Source organism: Aeromicrobium sp. Root472D3 (assembly GCF_001426485.1).
Taxonomy (GTDB): domain Bacteria; phylum Actinomycetota; class Actinomycetes; order Propionibacteriales; family Nocardioidaceae; genus Aeromicrobium.
In genome coordinates this window covers 2,854,727-2,875,102 of the sequence record NZ_LMET01000001.1, presented here as the reverse complement: position 1 = coordinate 2,875,102, position 20,376 = coordinate 2,854,727, and the positions used below count along the sequence as shown (strand labels likewise).

21 protein-coding genes are annotated in these 20,376 nt (G+C 73.4%); 12 read left to right on the top strand and 9 right to left on the bottom strand.

Going from position 1 to position 20,376, the window contains the following annotated elements; genetic code table 11:
- Positions 1-8: 8 nt before the first annotated feature.
- Genes ASD10_RS18880 through ASD10_RS14125 form a run of 4 tightly spaced genes read right to left on the bottom strand, consistent with a single transcriptional unit; the run spans position 9 to position 3,556 of the window.
- A complete protein-coding gene (locus tag ASD10_RS18880; RefSeq protein ID WP_157432609.1) occupies positions 9-158 on the bottom strand; it encodes a hypothetical protein in 150 nt (49 codons plus the stop codon).
- A gap of 7 nt (positions 159-165) precedes the next feature.
- On the bottom strand, positions 166-1,731 hold the full coding sequence (locus tag ASD10_RS14135; protein ID WP_056609482.1) for a peptide chain release factor 3: 1,566 nt from the start codon (positions 1,729-1,731) through the stop codon (positions 166-168).
- A 9-nt stretch (positions 1,732-1,740) separates the two neighbouring features.
- Positions 1,741-2,757 carry a 5'-3' exonuclease H3TH domain-containing protein gene (locus ASD10_RS14130; RefSeq protein WP_082556316.1) on the bottom strand — a complete coding sequence of 339 codons (1,017 nt, stop codon included), beginning with the start codon at positions 2,755-2,757 and terminating at the stop codon, positions 1,741-1,743.
- A gap of 40 nt (positions 2,758-2,797) precedes the next feature.
- Positions 2,798-3,556 (bottom strand): SGNH/GDSL hydrolase family protein, encoded by a 759-nt coding sequence (locus ASD10_RS14125; RefSeq protein ID WP_056609481.1) that lies wholly within the window; start codon positions 3,554-3,556, stop codon positions 2,798-2,800.
- Between the two features lie 105 nt (positions 3,557-3,661).
- Between ASD10_RS14125 and ASD10_RS14120 the strand changes: the two genes are divergently transcribed.
- From ASD10_RS14120 to ASD10_RS14075, 10 genes are all read left to right on the top strand, one after another.
- The gene (locus tag ASD10_RS14120; RefSeq protein ID WP_056609478.1) at positions 3,662-4,486 is read left to right on the top strand and encodes an amidohydrolase family protein; all 825 of its coding nucleotides are present in this window, start codon (positions 3,662-3,664) and stop codon (positions 4,484-4,486) included.
- A gap of 72 nt (positions 4,487-4,558) precedes the next feature.
- Positions 4,559-5,083, top strand: coding sequence for an MSMEG_0572/Sll0783 family nitrogen starvation response protein (locus tag ASD10_RS14115; protein WP_056609476.1), 525 nt, complete (start codon positions 4,559-4,561; stop codon positions 5,081-5,083).
- Between the two features lie 38 nt (positions 5,084-5,121).
- Positions 5,122-6,219 (top strand): MSMEG_0568 family radical SAM protein, encoded by a 1,098-nt coding sequence (locus ASD10_RS14110; RefSeq protein ID WP_056609475.1) that lies wholly within the window; start codon positions 5,122-5,124, stop codon positions 6,217-6,219.
- A 3-nt stretch (positions 6,220-6,222) separates the two neighbouring features.
- Entirely contained in the window at positions 6,223-7,656 is a 1,434-nt protein-coding gene (locus ASD10_RS14105) for an MSMEG_0567/sll0787 family protein (protein WP_056609473.1), read from the top strand.
- Positions 7,653-8,510: a carbon-nitrogen hydrolase family protein gene (locus tag ASD10_RS14100; RefSeq protein WP_056609471.1), complete on the top strand. Its 858-nt coding sequence runs from the start codon at positions 7,653-7,655 to the stop codon at positions 8,508-8,510. The genes ASD10_RS14105 and ASD10_RS14100 overlap by 4 nt, the downstream gene beginning before the upstream one ends.
- Positions 8,503-8,814 (top strand): MSMEG_0570 family nitrogen starvation response protein, encoded by a 312-nt coding sequence (locus tag ASD10_RS14095; RefSeq protein WP_056609469.1) that lies wholly within the window; start codon positions 8,503-8,505, stop codon positions 8,812-8,814. Before ASD10_RS14100 ends, ASD10_RS14095 begins: the two co-directional genes overlap by 8 nt.
- Positions 8,811-10,064, top strand: a complete 1,254-nt coding sequence (locus ASD10_RS14090; protein WP_056609468.1) for an MSMEG_0569 family flavin-dependent oxidoreductase — start codon at positions 8,811-8,813, stop codon at positions 10,062-10,064. Before ASD10_RS14095 ends, ASD10_RS14090 begins: the two co-directional genes overlap by 4 nt.
- Positions 10,065-10,067: 3 nt before the next feature.
- Positions 10,068-10,922 carry a carbon-nitrogen hydrolase family protein gene (locus ASD10_RS14085; RefSeq protein ID WP_056609466.1) on the top strand — a complete coding sequence of 285 codons (855 nt, stop codon included), beginning with the start codon at positions 10,068-10,070 and terminating at the stop codon, positions 10,920-10,922.
- Positions 10,919-12,019 carry an MSMEG_0565 family glycosyltransferase gene (locus ASD10_RS14080; RefSeq protein ID WP_056609464.1) on the top strand — a complete coding sequence of 367 codons (1,101 nt, stop codon included), beginning with the start codon at positions 10,919-10,921 and terminating at the stop codon, positions 12,017-12,019. Before ASD10_RS14085 ends, ASD10_RS14080 begins: the two co-directional genes overlap by 4 nt.
- A gap of 5 nt (positions 12,020-12,024) precedes the next feature.
- Positions 12,025-13,413: an AMP-binding protein gene (locus ASD10_RS14075; protein ID WP_056610582.1), complete on the top strand. Its 1,389-nt coding sequence runs from the start codon at positions 12,025-12,027 to the stop codon at positions 13,411-13,413.
- Here ASD10_RS14075 and ASD10_RS14070 read toward each other — a convergent pair.
- On the bottom strand, positions 13,391-13,864 hold the full coding sequence (locus ASD10_RS14070; RefSeq protein WP_056609462.1) for an NUDIX domain-containing protein: 474 nt from the start codon (positions 13,862-13,864) through the stop codon (positions 13,391-13,393). The genes ASD10_RS14075 and ASD10_RS14070 overlap by 23 nt on opposite strands.
- Before the next feature lie 146 nt (positions 13,865-14,010).
- On the opposite strand from ASD10_RS14070, the gene ASD10_RS14065 reads away from it, so the two are divergent.
- Positions 14,011-15,180: a PQQ-dependent sugar dehydrogenase gene (locus ASD10_RS14065; RefSeq protein WP_056609460.1), complete on the top strand. Its 1,170-nt coding sequence runs from the start codon at positions 14,011-14,013 to the stop codon at positions 15,178-15,180.
- Between the two features lie 22 nt (positions 15,181-15,202).
- Here the strand turns inward: ASD10_RS14065 and ASD10_RS14060 are convergent, their stop codons facing one another.
- Complete coding sequence (locus ASD10_RS14060; protein WP_056609458.1) at positions 15,203-16,429, bottom strand: FAD-binding domain-containing protein; 1,227 nt, start codon at positions 16,427-16,429, stop codon at positions 15,203-15,205.
- A 106-nt stretch (positions 16,430-16,535) separates the two neighbouring features.
- Between ASD10_RS14060 and ASD10_RS14055 the strand changes: the two genes are divergently transcribed.
- Positions 16,536-17,594, top strand: a complete 1,059-nt coding sequence (locus ASD10_RS14055) for an NAD(P)-dependent alcohol dehydrogenase (protein WP_056609456.1) — start codon at positions 16,536-16,538, stop codon at positions 17,592-17,594.
- Between the two features lie 108 nt (positions 17,595-17,702).
- Here ASD10_RS14055 and ASD10_RS14050 read toward each other — a convergent pair whose 3' ends face one another.
- The 3 genes from ASD10_RS14050 to ASD10_RS14040 are packed head-to-tail and all read right to left on the bottom strand — an operon-like array spanning position 17,703 to position 20,241.
- Positions 17,703-18,371 (bottom strand): 3-oxoacid CoA-transferase subunit B, encoded by a 669-nt coding sequence (locus ASD10_RS14050; RefSeq protein WP_056609454.1) that lies wholly within the window; start codon positions 18,369-18,371, stop codon positions 17,703-17,705.
- Positions 18,368-19,054, bottom strand: coding sequence for a 3-oxoacid CoA-transferase subunit A (locus ASD10_RS14045; protein WP_056609452.1), 687 nt, complete (start codon positions 19,052-19,054; stop codon positions 18,368-18,370). The genes ASD10_RS14050 and ASD10_RS14045 overlap by 4 nt, the downstream gene beginning before the upstream one ends.
- Positions 19,051-20,241, bottom strand: coding sequence for a thiolase family protein (locus ASD10_RS14040; protein ID WP_056609451.1), 1,191 nt, complete (start codon positions 20,239-20,241; stop codon positions 19,051-19,053). Before ASD10_RS14040 ends, ASD10_RS14045 begins: the two co-directional genes overlap by 4 nt.
- Positions 20,242-20,376: the final 135 nt, after the last annotated feature.

The window sequence follows — 20,376 nt, the reverse complement described above, 5'->3', positions numbered from 1 at the left end:
GACGGGTGTCAGGCCAGCAGGGCCGCCAGCACGACCAGGACGGCCGACGCGATCGCGACGCCGACGTAGAGGTTGAGCCACGACGGCAGGCGGCGGATCGGCAGCAGCGCCGCGCACGCCAGCAGCACCAGCACCAGGACCAGCGAGACGACCGGCACGGGCGGCTCAGCTGCCGCCGGCGGGCAGCTCGTCGAGCAGGACGTCCGGGAACTCGCGGGCCGCGTTGTTGGCCCGCCACTTGTCGATGAACAGGGCCAGGTAGGTGCCGTCGGTGCGCTGCAGCACCTCGGCGCCCCGGAAGCCGCTGAGCGTCCGCGCGCCGTCGGCGTCGGTCAGGCGCGCCACCGAGTAGTCGAGGCGGGTGAGCCGGATCGGTGACGTGAACTCGTGCGTCATCCGCTCCTCGACGACCTCGAACTGCAGGGGGCCGACGGCCGCCAGCACGGGGCTCTGGTCGCCGCGCAGGTCGGAGCGCAGCACCTGGACGACGCCCTCCTGGTCGAGCTGCTCGATTCCGCGCCGGAACTGCTTGTAGCGGCCGATGTCGCGCGCGCTCACGGCCATGAAGTGCTCGGGGGCGAAGCTCGGCACGGGCGGGAAGTCGATCGGCTCGCCGTCGTATACCGTGTCGCCGACGCGCAGGGCCTGGGCGTTCACGAAGCCGATGATGTCGCCGGGCGAGGCCTGCTCGACCGAGCTGGTCTCGCGGCCGAACAGCGACTGCGCGTACTTCGTGGCGAACGGTCGCCCCGTCGAGGCGTGCGTCACGACCATGCCGCGCTCGAACGTGCCGGACACGACCCGGGCGTACGCCATGCGGTCGCGGTGCGAGCTGTTCATGCCCGACTGCACCTTGAACACGAACGCGCTGAACGGGTCGTCGACCTGGCGCACCGATCCGTCGACGCCCTCGGTCGCGCTGGGGGCGGGCGCCAGGTCGAGCAGCAGGTCGAGCAGCTGCGCGACGCCGAAGTTCTGCAGGGCCGAGGCGAACATGACGGGGGTCGTCTCGCCGGCCAGGAAGCGCTCCTGGTCGTGGTCGGCGGCGTCGAGCGACAGCAGCTCGTGCTCGTCGACGGCGTCCGACCAGGCCTGCGCGTCGACGTCCTCGACCTCGGACGACGCCATGCGACGCTCGGGCGCGCGGGTCGCGCCGCCCGCGGTGCGCGTGTACTTGACGAACTCGCCCGTGCGCCGGTCGAGGACGCCCCGGAAGTCGCCGGCCTCGCCGACGGGCCAGGTCAGGGGAGTGGGGCGCAGCTTGATCTGCCGCTCGATCTCGTCCATCAGGCCCAGGGGCGACAGGCCCGGGCGGTCCCACTTGTTGATGACCGTGATGACCGGGATGCCGCGCAGGGCGCACACCCGGAACAGCTTGAGGGTCTGGGGCTCGAGCCCCTTGCCGGCGTCGACCAGCATGACCGCGGAGTCGACGGCCGACAGGACGCGGTACGTGTCCTCGGAGAAGTCGCTGTGGCCCGGGGTGTCGACGAGGTTGACGACGTGGTCGCGGTAGACGAACTGCAGCGCGGCGGACGTGATCGAGATGCCGCGGGCCTTCTCCATCGCCATCCAGTCGGACACCGTGGCGCGCCGGTCGCCCTTGCCGTGCACGGCGCCGGCCTCGGTGATGACCCGGGCGTGCAGCGCGAGGGCCTCGGTGAGCGTCGACTTGCCCGCGTCGGGGTGGCTGATGACGGCGAACGTGCGGCGGGGGCGGTTGTCGGACACCTGCCGAATTTACCGGTCCGAGCCCGACGCCGCCGAGGCCGGGTCGGTGCTGAGCACCCGGATCGCGAGCGACGTCGTCGCCTCGACCCCCAGGAAGCCGACGACGGTCGCGATCCGGTGGGCGTCGAGCGGCAGCAGTCCCGGGGTCCCGGGGACGTCGGGGGTCAGGCCGAGGTCGAGGTCGTCGCGGCCCGACATGATGCGGACGTTGAAGTCGTACCGCTCACGGGCGCCGTCGGCGGTCAGACGGCGGACGACCGTGCGGCCGATCCGGCGGGCGCCGGTCTCGGTGGCCCACGAGTCGAGCGTCGAGGCCACCCCGCGGCCCTCGTTGCGGTCGACGTCGGCCCACACCGTCCGCATCGACCCGACCTGCGTGAGCAGGGTCGCGGCGGTCTTCTCGCCGATGCCGGACACGCCCGGCAGGTTGTCGCTGGCGTCGCCGCGCAGCGCCGCGAACTCGAGGTAGTGCTCGGCGGGGACGCCGTACATCGCGACGAGCCGGGCCGGGGTCAGCAGGGGCGAGGCGCTGACGCCGCCGTTGATGAGCCGCAGCACCCGGGTGTGGTCGCTGATGTGGGCGAACGCGTCGCGGTCGGACGTCACGATGACGCAGTCCCACCCGTGGGCGCCGGCCCACGTGGCCGCCGACGCGCTGACGTCGTCGGCCTCGAGCCCCGGGGGAGTCAGCGTCGCGAGACCCAGGGCGTCGAGCATCGCGCCGGCGCGGTCGAGCTGCTCGACCAGCGCGGGGTCCTTCTCGGCGCGGCCCGCCTTGTAGGCGGGGTAGAGATCGGCCCGCTCGGACGCACGCCGGTCGTCGAGCCCGAAGACGACGGCGTCGGGGGCGAAGCCGTCGATGACCTCGAGGATCTGCCCCAGCATGCCGTGCAGCGCCCACGCCGGGCGCCCGGCACGGTCCGTCGTGCCGGTGTGGGCGCGGGCGTGGTGGCTGCGGTGCAGCAGCGACGGGGCGTCGACGACCACCAGCAGCCGGCGGGGACGGTCGGGGGCGGGCACGGTCATCGTCGCCATCGTACGACCCGGCCGTCGCGGGGAGCGCGGCTCACATCGGCGACAGGCCGGGGCGCTTGGGCTGCACGCCGTCGCCCGTCGAGCGTCCGGTCAGGCGGCGGTACGCCCACGGGCCCACGAAGGTGCGGGCCCAGCCGAGGTCGGCGCGCAGGCGCGCCTGCCGGGTCGCGGCCTCGGCCACCGAGAGCTCGAACACCGGGTGCTCGTGGGGGACGCCGAGCACGTCGAGCACCTCCAGCGCGGCCCGGTGGTGGCCCAGGGGCGAGAGGTGGACGCGGTCGACGTCCCACAGGCGCGTGTCGCGCGCCTCGCGGATGCGCCAGTTGTCGACGAGCACCGCGTCGCGGGTGTCGACGACCTCGCGGACCAGCTCGTTGAAGATCGCGATGCGTCCGCGCAGCGCCGCGAAGGGTCCGGAGGCCGGCGACCCGTGGGTGAACAGCACGACGGTCGCCCCGACGTCGTTGGCCCGCCCCACCGCCGTGTCGATCTCGCCGACCAGGGCGTCGAGGTCGACCCGGGTGCGCAGGATGTCGTTGCCGGCGCCCTGCAGCGTGAGCAGGTCGGGGCGCAGGTCCAGGGCGGGGCCGAGCTGCTGCTCGACGATCTCACCGACGCGGTGGCCGCGGATCGCGAAGTTGGCGTAGCCGAAGTCGTCGGTGCGGGTGGCCAGCACCTCGGCGACCCGGTCGGCCCAGCCGCGCAGCCCGTTCGGCCGGGTGGGGTCGGGATCGCCGACCCCCTCGGTCCACGAGTCGCCGACGGCCACGAAGCGGTGGAAGTTCTTCACCTTTCAACCATCTCATCCCGCGACGTAATGTGGGGAAACACCCTCTTCACGGGCCTTTGTTCCGAGCGTGACCATCCCGAAACATCGCGGGCGCTGACTGGATGCATGCCCCAGCGAGTCTTCGACAGCCACCGCCACATCGGCGCGCTGCCCGAGTTCCCCTTCTACGGCGGGCCGGCGATCCGCGCCGACGTCACGGCCAAGGAGACCGTCGGCGCGTTCTTCGCCGATCTCGACCGCGAGGGCACCGAGCGCGCCCTGGTGCTGCCCAACTACGGCGTCCCCGCCCCCGACGCGGCCTTCGACCTCAACCCCCTGGCGATCGAGGCGGCGCAGAAGGACGACCGTGTCAGCTGCGGGCTGTGGGTCTCGCCCAAGGCGTCCGACGCGGACCGCAACACCGAGGCGCTGAAGCTCGTCGGCGAGTCGGGCGTCAAGGCGCTCAAGACCAGCTTCCTGCTGGGCGGCAGCCCGACCGACCCCGACTGCGCCGACGAGATCGACCGGATCTTCACGACCGCCGCCGAGCACGACCTCGTCGTCCACGTGCACACCTCGCCCGGCGCGGCGTCCGACGTCGACCAGGTCGGCACCCTCGTCGACCGCTACGGCGACGACACCAAGATCCACCTCGTCCACCTCGGCGGCGGCATGAGCGGGCACATGAAGCTCATCGGCGGCCGGCTGTTCGACTGGATCGAGGCCGGCAAGCAGGTCTACACCGACACGAGCTGGACGATCGGCTTCGCCCCGGTCTGGCTCGTGCAGGAGATCGAGCGGCGAGGCGTCGGTCACGACCGCATCCTCTTCGCGACCGACTGCCCGTGGGGCGACTTCGAGGGCGAGCACGCGCGCCTGTCGGCGGTCGCCAAGGACCCCGAGCTCGCCGAGGCGTTCTTCCGCGGCAACTTCACCTCGCTCTACGGCTGACGCGACACCCCTGATCCCTGGTCCGCAGCGGCCAGTGCACGACCCCACCCTCACCCTCACCCCAGGAGAACCATGACCGAGATCGACGACCAGCTCGCCGCCAACATCGAGGCCTCGCTCGCCGAGATCCAGCACCCCTCGCTGCCCAAGGGCACGAACCTGTACGGCTCGACCAAGCTGTTCCCCGACTACCAGGCCGAGGAGGGGCAGTCGTACTTCACGCTGATCCACGGCATCCCGCACGAGTCGTCGGTCAGCTTCGTCGCGATCCTGCAGGCGACCCGCGCGCTGCGCAAGGGCTTCGAGACCGCGATCTACTTCTACGGCCCCGGCACGCTGGCCTGCTCGGCCAACCGCGGCTTCCCGACGACCGGCGACGCGGGCTTCCCGGGCGAGCTCAACATGAACGCCTCGCTCGAGACGTACATCGCCGAGGGCGGCACGGTCTACTGCTGCCGCTTCGGCCTGGCGCTGCACGGCATCCGCGAGGAGGACCTCATCGAGGGCGTCATCCCCGCCCACCCCCTCGACGTGCAGGACGCGATCATCCACTACGCCCGCAAGGGCGCGATCATCAACTCCGTCTACAACCTCTGATCCCGGCCGGACCCAGCACGGAACGAGGAGGAGACCCCATGAACGCACCCGCCTGCGGCGGATCCACCGCCACGCGCACGACGGTCGACACCCGCGTCGACGTCGCGATCCAGGGCATCCGGCTGCTCGACGCGCCGGTCAGCCGGCAGTCGGGTGCGGGGCCCAGCGACGACGGGCACGTGCTGCTCGGAGGAGTCGGCACCGCGGTCCCGATCAACCCGAGCAGCCCGTTCACCGTCAACCGCGGACGTCTGCTGCTCGACGGGGCCGACACGGGCCTCGGCGTCGAGCCGGTGCGCCGTCCGCGCTTCTACGACCTCGAGACCACGGACGGCGTGTCGTACGAGAAGATCGCGCGCCTGCACTCGGCGAACGTCCTCGCGACGACCGTCGTGCAGACGTGCGTGCGGTACGACGAGGCCGAGCGGTGCCGCTTCTGCGCGATCGAGAAGTCGCTCGAGGCGGGCTCGACGATCGCGGTGAAGACCCCGTCGCAGATCGCCGAGGTCGCGCGGGCCGCGCACGAGCTCGACGGCATCACGCAGATGGTCATGACGACGGGCACGTCGAACGGGCGCGACCGGGGTGCGACGCACCTGGCCCGCTGCGTGCGGGCCGTCCGCGAGGTGCTGCCCGACCTCGCGATCCAGGTGCAGTGCGAGCCGCCCGCCGACCTGCGCACCATCACCGACCTGTACGAGGCGGGCGCCCGCTCGATCGGCATCCACGTCGAGTCGATGGACGACGACGTCCGCCGGCGCTGGATGCCGGGCAAGTCGTCGGTGCCGCTCGACGAGTATCGCGCCGCGTGGCGCGAGGCCGTCCGGGTGTTCGGCCACAACCAGGTGTCGACGTACCTGCTGGTCGGTCTCGGCGAGGACCCCGACGAGATGGTCGCGGCCGCGGAGGAGCTCGTCGACATGGGCGTCTACCCGTTCGTCGTGCCGTTCCGTCCGCTCGCGGGCACCCTCGCGACCGACGTCGACGGCGTCCCGCCGCCACCGGCCGAAGTGCTGCAGGACGTCACCCGGCGCGTGGCGCACGCGCTGATGCAGGCCGGCATGCACGGCGCCGACCAGGCGGCCGGCTGCGCCGCGTGCGGGGCCTGCAGCGTGCTGCAGAGCGAGGGGGCGTAGGCCATGACGATCGTCGACCTCGACCGCGGCATCCTCACGGGCACCCGTCCGTCGCCCGCGCCCACGTTCCTCGTCTCGCAGGCGGTCGGACGCGCCGACCTCGACGCCTACCGCGCGCTGCGGCGCGACGTGTTCGTCGCCGAGCAGGGCATCTTCGACCGCGACGACTCCGACCGCGTCGACGACGACCCACGCTGCGTCGTGCTCGTCGCGCGGGCCACCGACGGCACGCTGCTCGGCGGTGTGCGGCTCGCGCCGGCCGTCGAGGGACGCGACATCGGCTGGTGGTCGGGCAGCCGCCTGGCCGTCAGCACCACCGCGAGGACGCACGCCGGCATCGGCGCCGCGCTCGTCCGCGCTGCCTGCGCACGGGCCGAGCGGGAGGGCGCGCTGCGCTTCGACGCGACCGTCCAGGCGCAGAACGAGGGCCTGTTCCGGCGTCTCGGGTGGACGACGCTGGCCACCCTCGACGTCCACGGTCGCCCGCACGCGCAGATGCTGTGGCCGATCGACCGCGCGCAGCGGCTCGCGGACGCCACCAAGGCCGTCCTCGGCTCGCTGCTGCTCGACCTCGGGGGCGCCCACGGCGCCCTGGGTGGTGCCGGCTTCGTCGGCGACGACGCGGCTCCCGTGCCCGGCAGCGACCTGCTCGCGGCCTGCGACGCGATCCTGCCGTCGATGGTCGAGCGCGATCCCGAGTGGGCGGGCTGGTGCGGCGTCCTGGTCAACCTGAACGACGTCTCCGCGATGGGCGCCTCGCCCGTCGGCCTGCTCGACGCCGTCGGCGCCCGCGACGCCTCGTTCGCCCGTCGGATCCTCCGCGGCCTGCGCGCCGCGTCGCAGGCGTGGGGCGTGCCGGTCATCGGCGGCCACACGCAGCTCGGCGTGCCCGCCTCGCTGAGCGTCACGGCCCTCGGCCGCACCGACCGTCCGGTCGCGGGCGGCGGCGCGGCTCCCGGTGAGTCGCTGCGGCTGACCGCCGACCTCGGCGGGCAGTGGCGCCCGGGCTACACCGGCTCGCAGTGGGACTCGTCGTCGCACCGCCGGTCGGACGAGCTGCGCGCGCTGGCCGGCGTCGTGCCGTCGCTGCACCCGACCGCCGCCAAGGACGTCAGCATGACCGGGGTCATCGGCACGACCGGGATGCTCGCCGAGGCCAGCGGGTGCCGGGCCGTGCTCGACGTCGCCCACGTCCCGATGCCGCCGCTCCACGCCGCGACGGCGGGCGACTGGCTGACCTGCTTCCCCGGGTTCGCGATGGTCTCGGCCGAGCGCACCGCTGCCCGGGCGACGCTGCCGGGCTTCGTCGACACCTCCGTCTGCGGACGCCTCACCGAGGGCCGCGGGGTCGGCCTGCGCTGGCCCGACGGTCTCGTGACGTCCGCGATCACCGGCCCCGTCACGGGGCTCGGCCCCACCGGAAAGGACTGGTCATGACCATCACCCATCTCGCCGCGGCCTCGGCCGCCTTCGGGCGCGACCTCGACGAGGCGTACGCGCAGATCGCCCGACTCGTCGCGGAGGCCCGGTCGCGGGACGTCCGCCTCCTCGCGCTGCCGGAGGCCACGCTGGGCGGCTACCTGTCGACGCTGCACACCGACGGCGACGGACCCGACTCGCTGCCGCCGATCATCGACCTCGACGGCCCCGAGCTGCGCCGGGTCGCCGAGATGGCGGGCGACATGACGCTCGTCCTGGGGTTCTGCGAGGCCGACGGGGGCACCCGCTACAACAGCGCCGCCGCGCTCACCGGCGACGGCGTCATCGGCGTCCACCGCAAGGTGCATCAGCCCCTCGGCGAGAACCTCTACTACGAGGCCGGCGACGTCTACCAGACGTTCGAGACGCCGATCGGTCCTCTCGGCATGCTGATCTGCTACGACAAGGCCTTCCCCGAGGCGGCCCGTGCGCTGGCCCTCGACGGTGCGCAGGTCGTGGCCTGCATCTCGGCGTGGCCGTCGTCGCGCACCGCCGGTGCGGCCGACATCGCCGAGGACCGGTGGACCAAGCGGTTCAACCTGTTCGACCAGGCCCGCGCCCTGGAGAACCAGATCGTCTGGGTCGCCGCGAACCAGGTGGGCACGTTCGGGTCGATGCGGTTCGTCGCGAACGCCAAGGTCGTGGGCCCCGGCGGCGACGTGCTCGCAACGACGGGCGCCGACGCGGGGCTCGCGATCGCGGGGGTCGACCTCGACGAGGCGCTCGGCACGGCACGGCGGGCGATGTTCCACCTGCGCGACCGCCGTCCCGAGACGTACCCCGTGCACGCGGGGGTGCCGGCCCATGCCTGAGATGACCGTGACGGTCCGCTGGCCCGACGGCGGCGTCGCCGACTGCTACTCGCCCTCGCTCGTCATGCACGACCACCTCGAGCCGGGCGCGACCTACCGCATCGACGAGTTCACGCGCCGGTCGTCCACCGCGCTGGCCGAGGCGAGCGAGCGGGTGCGCGCGAGGTACGGGTTCACGTGCTCGGCCTCGGCCGCGTCGCTCGACCGGATCCGGGCCACGGCGTCGCGCTTCGACGCCGCCGACCTGGTCGAGGTGCTCGCCATGCAACCACCCCTGCCGCCCGCGTCCGAGGAGACCCCATGAGCATCCCCGTCGCGATCGTCGGTGCCGGCCAGGCCGGTCTGTCGGTCAGCTGGTTCCTGACGCGCGAGGGCGTCGACCACGTGCTGCTGGAGGCGTCGACGACCGCCCACGAGTGGACCGACCGCCGGTGGGACAACTTCACGCTCGTCACCCCCAACTGGCACTGCCGCCTGCCGGGCCACGCCTACGACGGCGACGACCCCGACGGGTTCATGACCCGCGAGCAGGTCGCCGACTGGCTCGCCGGCTACGCGGCGTCCTTCGACCCACCGGTCCGCGAGCACACCGCCGTCACCCTGCTGACCGAGCGCGAGGGCGGCGGGTTCGTCCTCGAGCTGGCGGGTCCGGACGGTGCGGAGACGCTCGAGGCCGAGCACGTCGTGCTGGCGACCGGCGGCTACCACCTGCCGATCGTCCCGGCGTTCGCCGCCGCGATCGATCCGTCGATCACGCAGGTGCACTCGGCCGACTACCGCAACGCCGCGCAGCTGCCCGACGGCGACGTGCTGGTCGTCGGCTCGGGGCAGTCGGGGGCGCAGATCGCCGAGGACCTGCACATCGAGGGACGCCGGGTGCACCTCGCGCTGGGCGACGCGCCGCGGGTCGCGCGCACCTACCGCGGGCGCGACTGCATGACGTGGCTCGCCGACATGGGGCTGTACGACACCCCGGTGCAGCAGTACCCGGGCGGTCGGGCCGCCCGGGAGAAGACCAACCACTACGTGACGGGACGCGACGGCGGACGCGACATCGACCTGCGGCAGTTCGCGGCCGAGGGCATGCGGCTGTACGGGCTGATGTCGGGTGCCGAGGGGACGCGCCTGTCGTTCGAGCCGACGCTGACCGGCGCGCTCGACTCCGCGGACGCCGTCTACAACTCGATCTGTCGCGACATCGACGCGTACATCGAGCGCGAGGGCGTCGACGCACCGCCCGGCAGCCGGTACGAGCCCGTCTGGTCGCCCGACCACGAGCCGCGCGTGCTCGACCTGCGCGAGGCCGGCATCACCTCGATCGTGTGGGGCATCGGCTACCGGCCCGACTACCGGTGGGTCAAGGTCGGCGTCTTCGACGGCGCCGCGGCGCCGACCCACACGCGGGGCGTGACGTCGGTGCCGGGGCTCTACTTCCTCGGCCTGCCGTGGATGCACACGTGGGGCTCGGGCCGGTTCGCCGGCATCGCGCGCGACGCCGAGCACGTCTTCGGCTGCATCGTCGGCGCGAGGCGCCCGGCCCCGGTCGAGCGCTAGGCCGTGCGCCTCGCCTCCGTCGCCGCGCACTTCGGGCGCGACATCGACCGGTCGCTGCAGAAGATGGCCGGCATCGTGGCCGATGCGCGGGCGGCCGCCGTCGACCTGCTGGTCTTCCCGGACGCGACGCTCGGCGGCTACCTGTCCGACCTGCGTCATCCCGACGCGCACGCCCTGCCGCCGGCCCTGCGGGAGGACTCGTTCGAGGTCGGACGCGTCATCGCGATGGCCGGCGACATGGTCGTCTGCTTCGGGTACACCGAGGACGCGGGCACCGGTCTCGACGGCGAGCAGGTGCACTACAACGCGGCGCTGTGCGTCACGGGGGACGGCGTCCTCGGCCGCCACCGCAAGGTGCACCAGCCGGCGGGCGAGGCGCTCGTGTACCGCGCCGGTGACGTCTTCGCCGCGTTCGACACACCGGTCGGACGGCTCGGCATGCTGATCGACTACGACAAGACGTTCCCGGAGTCGGCCCGGTCGCTGGCGCTGGACGGCGCCCACGTCGTCGCGTGCCTGTCGGCGTGGCCGGCGAGCGTGACCGACCGGGCGTCCCGCCTGCCGCAGGACCGGCAGTCGCGCCTGTTCGACCTGTACGACAGCGCCCGCGCGGCGGAGAACCAGATCGTCTGGATCTCGTCGAACCAGACGGGCGTCATGGGCGGGCTGCGGTTCCTGGGCCAGGCCAAGGTCGTCGGTCCGGGCGGAGACGTGCTGGCCCGCACCTGGTCGAAGGGAGCCCTGGCGGTGGCCGAGGTCGACGTCGAGGCCGAGATCACGCGCTCGCGCCGGCTGCTGCACCACCTGGACGAGCGGGCGCCCGCGAGCTACGTCGTGGAGATGCGGGGCGGGTCGTGAGGATCGCCCTGCTGACGTACTCGACCAAGCCGCGCGGGGGGGTCGTCCACACCCTCGCGCTGGCCGAGGCGCTGAGCCGCGCCGGTGCCGACGTCGACGTCTGGACGCTCGGGCGCGGAGGCGACTCGACGTTCTACCGTCCCGTCGACCCCGCCGTCGGGGTGCGGGCGGTGCCGTTCCCGGAGGTGCCGGGCGAGGACGTCGGCGCCCGCATCCAGCGGTCGATCGCGGTGCTGCGCGACGCGTTCACGCCCGGGGACTACGACGTCGTGCACGCGCAGGACTGCATCAGCGCGAACGCCGCGCTGCCGTGCCTGCGCACGATCCACCACCTCGACACCTTCACGACGCCCGCCCTCGTCGCGTGCCACGAGCGGGCCGTCGTCGAGCCCGTCGGACGGGTGTGCGTCTCGGAGTCGGTCGCCGCCGAGGTCAAGGCCGGCTGGGGGCTGACGCCGACCGTCATCCCCAACGGCGTCGACGCCGACCGGTTCGCGCGTGCCGCCGGGCCCGCGGGCGACGCCGACCGGGCGATGTGGCGGTCCAGGCTCGGGCCGTACGTGCTGGCGCTCGGCGGGATCGAGCCCCGCAAGGGCAGCATCGACCTGCTCGAGGCCTACGCGCTGATCCGCCGGCGCCGTCCTGACGTGCGCCTGGTGTTCGCCGGCGGCGAGACGCTCTTCGACTACCGCGACTACCGGGCGGCCTTCGAGCGGCGGGCCGCCGAGCTCGGCGTGCACCACGAGATGCTCGGCGTCGTCGACGAGGACGTCCTGCCGGGGCTCGTCGCCGGCGCGTCCGCGATGGCGTTCGTCTCGACCAAGGAGGGCTTCGGGCTCGCGGCGATGGAGGCCCTGGCGGCCGGTGTGCCCGTCGTCGCACGCGACCTCCCGGTGCTGCGCGAGGTGTTCGGCGACGCGGTCCGGTTCGCCGCCGAGCCCATGGCGATGGGGGGGTCGCTGGCGTCCGTCCTGGCGGAGCCGCCCGACCCGGCCCCCGGGCGCGCGCTGGCCGCGTCGTACACCTGGGAGGCGGCCGCGGCCGCTCACCTCGCGTTCTACGCGCAGCACCTGTCGGAGGGCGGCGGTCGCGCGTGACGTCGATGTCGATCGGCCGTGCCTTCGCGCACCTGGCCGACGAGGCACCCGACGCGGTCGCCGTCCGCTGCGGCGACGACGCGCTGACCCGGCGCGAGCTCGACCTCGCCTCGAACCGGGTGGCGCACGGCTGGGCGGACCGCGTGTCGCACGACGACCTGGTCACGATCGCCCTGCCGAACGGCACCGACTTCGTCGTGGCCTGCGTGGCGGCGTGGAAGCTCGGGGCGACGCCGCAGCCCCTCTCGCCGCGCATCGGCGCGGGGGAGCGTGCCGCGATCCTCGACCTGGCCCGTCCTGCCATGGTGGTCGACGGGCCCGTCGACGGGTCGGATGACGACTCGCCGCTGCCCGACCGGGCGGCGTCGTCGTGGAAGGCGCCGACGTCGAGCGGCAGCACGGGCCGGCCGAAGATCGTCCGGGCCGCCGCTGCGGCGACGGTCGACCCGGCGGGGGCGGTCGCGCCGTTCGTGCCGCGCCGGGCCGTCCAGCTCGTGGCCGGGCCGCTGTTCCACGCCGCGCCGTTCGTCTACGCGATGCGCGGACTCATGACCGGCCACGAGCTCGTCGTGATGCGACGGTTCGACGCCGAGGAGGCCCTGCGGGCGGTCGAGCGGCACCACGTGACGTGGACGATGCTCGTGCCGACGATGATGCACCGCATCTGGCGCCTGGGGGAGTCGGTGCGCGAGGCCCACGACGTCTCGTCGCTCGAGAGCGTCCTGCACCTGGGTGCCCGGTGCGCGCCGTGGCTCAAGCGGTCGTGGATCGAGTGGCTCGGGCCCGACCGCGTCGTCGAGGTGTACGCCGGCACGGAGTCGCAGGGCCTGACCATGATCACGGGGCGCGATTGGCTCGAGCGCCCCGGATCGGTCGGCCGAGCCGTCTCCGGCTCGCGGTTCCGGGTGCTGCGGGCCGACGGCACGACCGCCGCACCGGGGGAGCCCGGAGAGGTCGTGATGCGGCGGGACGGTCCGCCCACGTACTCGTACGTCGGGGCCGAGTCGGTCGTCCGGGACGGCTGGCACACGCTGGGCGACGCGGGTCGCATGGACGCCGACGGCTACCTCTGGATCGACGACCGGCTCGACGACGTCATCGTCACGGGAGGGGTGAAGGTGCAGCCGGCCGACGTCGAGGCCGTGCTGGAGGAGCACCCGCAGGTGCGGTCGGCCGTGGTCGTCCCCCGGTCGGACGAGGTGAGGGGGCAGGCCGTGCACGCGGTCGTCGACGTCGCGGCGGGCTCGGTGACGACCGACGAGCTGGACGTCTGGGCGCGGGCGCGGCTCGACCCCGAGAAGACGCCCCGGTCGTGGGAGCTGACGCGCGAACCGCTGCGCGACGACACCGGCAAGGTCCGCCGGCGCGCGTTCAGGGAGCCGGCAGGCTCGTGACGGCCTCGAGCACCGCGGGCCACGACGCGGCGAAGCCGGCGTGCAGGGGGATGCCCGCGATCTCGTCGGCCGTGAGCCAGGCGAACCCCTCCGGCCCGGTCTCCCAGCCGTGCTCGACGGCGGCGAAGCTCGCGGGCGACCGGACGATGACGGTGCTGTAGGCCCAGCCGCCGTGGTCGTCGGTGAAGGTCGCGACGTGGGCCAGTCCACCCGGCAGGTCCTCGAGCTCCTCCTCGGCCTCGCGGAGCGCACCCCGCTCGGGCGTCTCGCCGTGGGCGAGGGCACCGCCGGGGATCGCCCACGTGCCGCCGTGGTGCACCTGCTCGGAGCGGTGCTGCATCAGGAACCGCCGCTCGGCGTCCGCGTCGTGGACGACCAGCAGACCCGCCGCACCGACCAGGCCCCAGTGACGGTGGCCCTGGTCGCACCGGGTCCAGCCGTCCGCATCCATCCTCCGAGCCTAGCCACCCGCCCCACCCCGGAACCGCGAGTGGTGTGGACTGGACATTCTGGGACGGCGTGTCTGACCACGCCGCAGCACTCGCGGGCCGGAATGCACCACTCGCGGGGCTTGGGGCGCCCGGCCAGACTCGACGCATGCGATTCATCGGACTCGGACTGGCAGCGGTGCTCGTGGCGGGCTGCTCGGCGGACACCGAACGGTCGGGCGGCGACGACGCCTCGTCGGCCTCGGTGCCGGCCAGCATCGGCGAGGGCGAGCGCCCCTTCGACGTCGAGGAGGTCGACGCCTTCGACGACCCGTGGGCCATGACGTTCCTGCCCGGCAGCGGCGACCTGCTCGTCACCGAGCGCAGCGGCACCCTGCACCTGCGCGACGCCGACACCGGCGAGCGGGTCGAGGTCGCCGGCGTCCCGGACGTCACGGTGGCCGGGCAGGGTGGTCTCGGCGACGTCGTGGCCGGGCCGACGTTCGAGGACGACGGGACGGTCTACCTGAGCTGGGTCGAGAGCGGTGCGGGCGACGGCACCTCGGGAGCGGTCGTGGGTCGTGCCCGGCTGCGGACGTCCGACGCGGCCGCCTCGCTCGACGGTCTCGAGGTCATCTGGCGCCAGGCGCCGAAGGTGTCGGGCACGGGTCACTTCTCGCACCGCATCGCGGTCGCGCCCGACGGCGAGCACCTGTTCGTCTCGTCCGGCGACCGGCAGAAGAAGGATCCCGCGCAGGACACCTCCAACACCCTCGGCACGATCGTGAGGCTGACGCTCGACGGCGAGCCCGCTCCCGGCAACCCGCTGGCCGAGGACGCCGGAGCGTCCCCGGAGATCTGGAGCTACGGGCACCGCAACGTCCTCGGCCTCGAGGTCGCCGCCGACGGCTCCCTGTGGGCCAGCGAGATGGGTCCCGAGGGCGGCGACGAGCTCAATCTCGTCGAGGCGGGTGGCAACTACGGCTGGCCCGAGGCGTCCAACGGCAGCGACTACGGCGGCGGCGAGATCCCCGACCACGCTCCCGGCGACGGCTTCGTCGCTCCCACCGCGTCGTGGACGCCGTCGATCTCGCCCGGCAGCCTCATGGTCTACACCGGTGACCTGTTCCCCGACTGGACGGGCGACGCCTTCCTCGGCGCGCTGTCGGGCGAGGGGCTCGTGCACGTCGACCTCGAGGGCACGACCGCGGGCGACGACGAGCTGTTCGAGATGGGCGAGCGCATCCGGGCGGTCGAGCAGGCCGCCGACGGCGCGATCTGGCTGCTCGAGGACGAGGGGTCGGGCCGACTGCTGCGGCTGACCCCCGCCGCTGCCTGACGGTCCACGTCCGCGCAGCGCGTCAGCGCGGGACGCCCTTGCGCCACGCGCTGTACGACGTCAGGCGCTGCGAGCCCGGACGCTCGAGCCAGGGCCACGGGTGGACGGCCGCGAGCGACAGCGCCTCCGAGCGCCGGGCGAAGATCGGCACCGGGGCGAACGTGACGGCCAAGGGCGTCCCCGCCAGCTCGGCCGGCACGTCGCCGAGGCGCACCTCGACGTCCCGCCGTGCCGCGAGGTCGGCGAGGCACTCGGTGACGAACACGAGGCGCTTGCCCGACAGCGGCAGGGCGCGCAGACCCGGCTCGTCGAACACGAAGACGACCGGCAGGCCGGGGTGCGCCGCGAGGGCGGGATCGGCGTCGCCCAACGACTCGGCGGTGAGCCAGACGGCGGACGGGTCACCGTCCGTGACGACGTGCTCGGGTCCGGGGCCGGACGCGCCGCGCGACCACCCCGTGCGGACGGGGCTGTCCTCCACGCGCGGCCCGGTCGACGTCTCGGGCCACTCCTGGATCGGGCAGTCGTCGCGCAGGGCGCACGAGCGGCACAGCTGGGGCGCGCGCTTCTCGACCTGCCAGCGGCTGAAGCCGTAGGGCTTGCCCGAGCCGGTGCCGACGGTCCACTGCCAGCCGAGGCGGTTCGCGGCCCGCGAGCCGTCGAGCAGGTGCTGGAAGAAGTAGTCCTCGCCCTCGCGCCAGTCGCGGCCGTGCCGCACGGTCCAGTGCGACGACCACCACATGCGGGTCTGGTTCACCAGCCACCCGTCGGTCTCGAGCTCGTCCTGCACCCAGGTGGTGCAGGCCATCCGCTCGTCCCACGACGGTCCCTCCGCTGCGGCGGGCGGTTCGTTGCGGAGCGGCTCGGCGAGGGCCGGGCCGAGCCGGGCGTAGAGGTGGCGTGCGTACTCCTGCCACAGCAGCTCGTCGCGGTAGCGGCGACGGTCGGACGACGGGGCGTCGGCCACGGCGTCCCACACGGTCGGCAGGTCGAGCAGGCCGTGGCAGATGTACGGCGAGAGACGCGTCGCCCCGCGTCGGCCCTCGGGCAGCACCGTCGAGCGCGCGCGGGCGTACGCCGTGACGTCGAGCGAGGCCAGGGCGGCGTCGGCGGCGGTCTGCCCACCGCGGTGGCCTCCGGGGCGCACGCCGTCGGCGCCCTCGAGGCTCAGGTGACCCAGCTCCGACGCCACCCACGCCCGCACGGCCTCGGTGTCGTCGACGGCGGGGAGCGGGGCGAGAGCGGGCACCTCAGCAGCCTGCCAGCGGGGCGACGGGTCGGCGAGTCGAGTGGGACATAGTAGTACAATTTTCAATTATCGGCAGGTGTGCTGCCGATCATCTCCAGGAGGACCTGTGAAGGCAGTCGTGTTCGACCAGTACAAGACCACCCCGACGTTGAAGGACGTCGAGAAGCCGACCCCCGGCCCCGGCGAGGTGCTGCTGAAGGTCGCCGGCGCGGGAGCGTGCCACTCCGACGTCGCGGTGTTCCGCGACTTCGACGAGTCGTTCGGCCCGGCGCAGCTCAAGCCGTCGTTCGTCCTCGGGCACGAGAACTCCGGCTGGGCCGAGGCGCTCGGCGAGGGTGTCGAGGGCATCACGGTGGGCGACGCCTTCCTCGTCTACGGCCCGATGGGGTGCGGCCACTGCCGTGCCTGCTCGCGCGGCCAGGACACGTACTGCGAGAACGCGGCGACGATGCCCCACCTCGCCGCAGGCCTCGGCCGCGACGGCGGCATGGCGGAGTACGTCTCGGTGCCGGCTCGCAACCTGGTGCCCCTGGGCGACGCCGACCCCGTCGCCGCCGCACCGCTCTCCGACGCCGGGCTGACGCCGTACCACGCGATCAAGAAGTCGCTGCCCGTCCTGGCAGGTGGCGGCACGTTCGCCCTGGTCATCGGGCTCGGCGGGCTCGGTCAGATCGCCGTCCAGATCCTGACGGCTCTCACGGGCGCGACCGTCATCGCGACCGACACCAAGCAGGACGCGATGGAGCGGGCCGCCGCCAACGGGGCCGTGACCGTCCCCGGCGGTGAGGGGCAGTCCGACGCCATCCGCGAGCTCACCGGCGGCAAGGGCGTCGATGCGGTCTTCGACTTCGTCGGCGCGACGCCCACCATCGCCCTCGCGATGGGCGTCGTGGCGCTGCGCGGACGGGTCACGGTCGTGGGCATCGCCAACGGGACGTTCGAGTGGAACTTCTACGCCGTCCCGTACGAGGTCGAGCTGACCAGCACCTACTGGGGCACGATCGAGGAGCTGCACGAGGTCGTCGACCTCTACCGCGCCGGCCAGGTCACGCCCGACGTGACCGTGTACTCGCTGGACGACGCGCTCGAGGCCTACCGTGCGCTCGAGGCCGGTGAGCTCAGCGGTCGTGCCGTCGTCGCTCCGCACGGTGCCACCGGCGTCTGAGCCGGACGCACCGGCGCGACGTCGTCACGACGGCTTCGTGGTCGCGCCGAACCCGTGCGCCGGCGACCGGACGTCCTGGTCGTCGGCGACGGGCTGCAGGGCGCGTGCTCAGGTCGTGAGGCGGTGCAGGTCGACGTCGAGACGGCCCCGCAGCTCGTCGACGCCGATGCCGAAGGTCTCGACCACGGTCGCACCGTCGGGGCCCACCACGAAGGTGGCGTGCTCGGTGTAGACGCGGCTCACGCAGGCGAGGCCGGTGAGCGGGTACGTGCACGCGCGGACCAGCTTGGCGGTGCCGTCCTTCGCGAACAGGCTCATCACGACGAAGACCTCCTTGGCGCCGATCGCGAGGTCCATGGCGCCACCGACCGCCGGGATCGCGTCGGGTGCCCCGGTGTGCCAGTTGGCCAGGTCGCCGCCTCCCGAGACCTGGAACGCCCCGAGCACGCACACGTCGAGGTGCCCGCCGCGCATCATGGCGAACGAGTCGGCCTGGTGGAAGTACGAGGCGCCCGCCAGCTCGGTGACCGGGATCTTGCCGGCGTTCGTGAGGTCCGGATCGACGTCGTCGCCCGTGGCGGCGGGGCCCATACCGAGCATCCCGTTCTCGGTGTGCAGGACGACGCCGCTGTCGGCATCGAGGTGGTCGGCGACGAGGGTCGGCTGGCCGATGCCGAGGTTGACGTACGACCCGTCGGGGATGTCGCGTGCGATCATCGCGGCGATCTCGTCCTTCGAGAGCGGCCCGCGGTCGAGGTGCTCCAGCGTGCCGCTCATGCGACGTCCCCCTCGAGTGCCGACAGGTCGAGCACGTGGTCGACGTAGATGCCGGGCGTGACGACCGACTCGGGGTCGAGGGCGCCGGTGGGCACGACCTCGCGCACCTCGACGATCGTCGTCGCGGCGGCGGTCGCCATGACGGGGCCGAAGTTGCGGGCCGTCCGGCGGTAGACGAGGTTGCCGAGACGATCGGACCGGTGGGCGCCGATCAGCGCGACGTCGCCCCTGATCGGCATCTCGAGCACGTAGTCGCGTCCGTCGATCGTGCGGGTCTCCTTGCCCTCGGCCAGCGGGGTGCCGACGCCCGTGGGGCTGAAGAACGCCCCGATGCCGGCCCCGGCGGCGCGCATGCGCTCGGCCAGGTTGCCCTGCGGCACGACGTCGAGCTCGATCCTGCCGTCGCGGTAGAGGCCGTCGAAGACCCATGAGTCCTTCTGGCGCGGGAAGGAGCAGACGATCCTGCGCACCCTCCCGGCAGACAGCAGCGCGGCGAGGCCGGTGTCACCGTTGCCGGCGTTGTTGCTGACGACGGTCAGGTCCGTCGCGCCCTGCCGGATCAGCGCGTCGATCAGGGTGACCGGCATGCCAGCCATCCCGAAGCCGCCGACCAGCACGGTCGCGCCGTCGGCCACCGAGGCGACCGCGGCGTCGGCGTCGTCGTGGATCGTGACCGTGCTCATCGCGATGCCTCGACGTTCTCGAGCACGACGGCCAGGCCCTGTCCGACGCCGATGCAGATGGCGGCGACGCCCCACCGCTCGTCGCGTTCCCGCAGGACGTGCGCCAGCGTGCCGATGATGCGGGCGCCGGAGGCGCCGAGGGGGTGCCCGATCGCGATCGCGCCGCCCTTGACGTTCACGATGGCGGGGTCGATGTCCCACGCGTCGACGCAGGCGAGCGACTGCACCGCGAACGCCTCGTTGAGCTCGACGGCGCCGACGTCGGACCACGTGATGCCCGCACGGCGCAGCGCGGTGTCGGCGGCCTCGACCGGCGCGAAGCCGAACATCTGCGGGTCGAGCGCGGATGCACCGCGGCCGGCGACGCGGGCCAGGGGAGGGGTGCCGAGCCGCTCGGCGGCACCGGCCGATCCGAGCAGCAGGGCGGCGGCCCCGTCGTTGAGCGGCGAGGCGTTACCGGCGGTGATGGTGCCGTCGGGACGGAACACGGTCTTCAGGCCGGCGAGCTTCTCGACGTCGGTGCCGGGTCGGATGCCCTCGTCGCGGACGAGGTCGACGCCGTCGACCGGCACGACGAGGTCGTCGTAGAACCCGGTCTCCCAGGCCGCGTCGGCGAGCTCGTGAGACCGGGCCGCGAAGGCGTCCTGCCGGTCGCGCGAGATCGAGAACCTCTCCTGGAGCTGCTCGTTGCACTCGCCCAGCGAGACGGTCCACTCGGCGGGCATGCGGTCGTTGACGAGCCGCCAGCCCAAGGTGGTCGACACGGCTGTCGTGTCGCCGGCCGGGAATCCCCGGGACGGCTTGGGCAGCACCCACGGCGCCCGGGTCATCGACTCGACGCCCCCGGCGACGACGAGGTCGGCGTCACCCGTCTCGATCGAGCGGGACGCCATCATGGCCGCGTCGAGGCTCGAGCCGCACAGGCGGTTGACCGTCGTGGCCGGCACGGACGTCGGCAGGCCGGCGAGCAGGACCGCCATGCGTCCGACGTTGCGGTTGTCCTCTCCCGCGCCGTTGGCATTGCCCCAGACGACCTCGTCGATCGTCGCGGGGTCGAGATCGGTGTGCGCAGCGGTCAGGCCGCGCAGCGCGGCGGCCGCGAGGTCGTCGGGCCGGACCCCGGCCAGGGCGCCGTTGAAGCGGCCGAACGGCGTGCGGGCGGCTGAGAGGAGGAATGCGTCAGTCACGGTGATCCTGTTCGCTCTACGTACAGACGTTCGTAATGTGAACATCGTAGGGCCGCGCCTCCCCTGGATCAAGCACGACGGCAGGCCCCGCCGGCAGGCTCCCGGGGAACCCCCGACGGGGGCCGCTGCCGACCG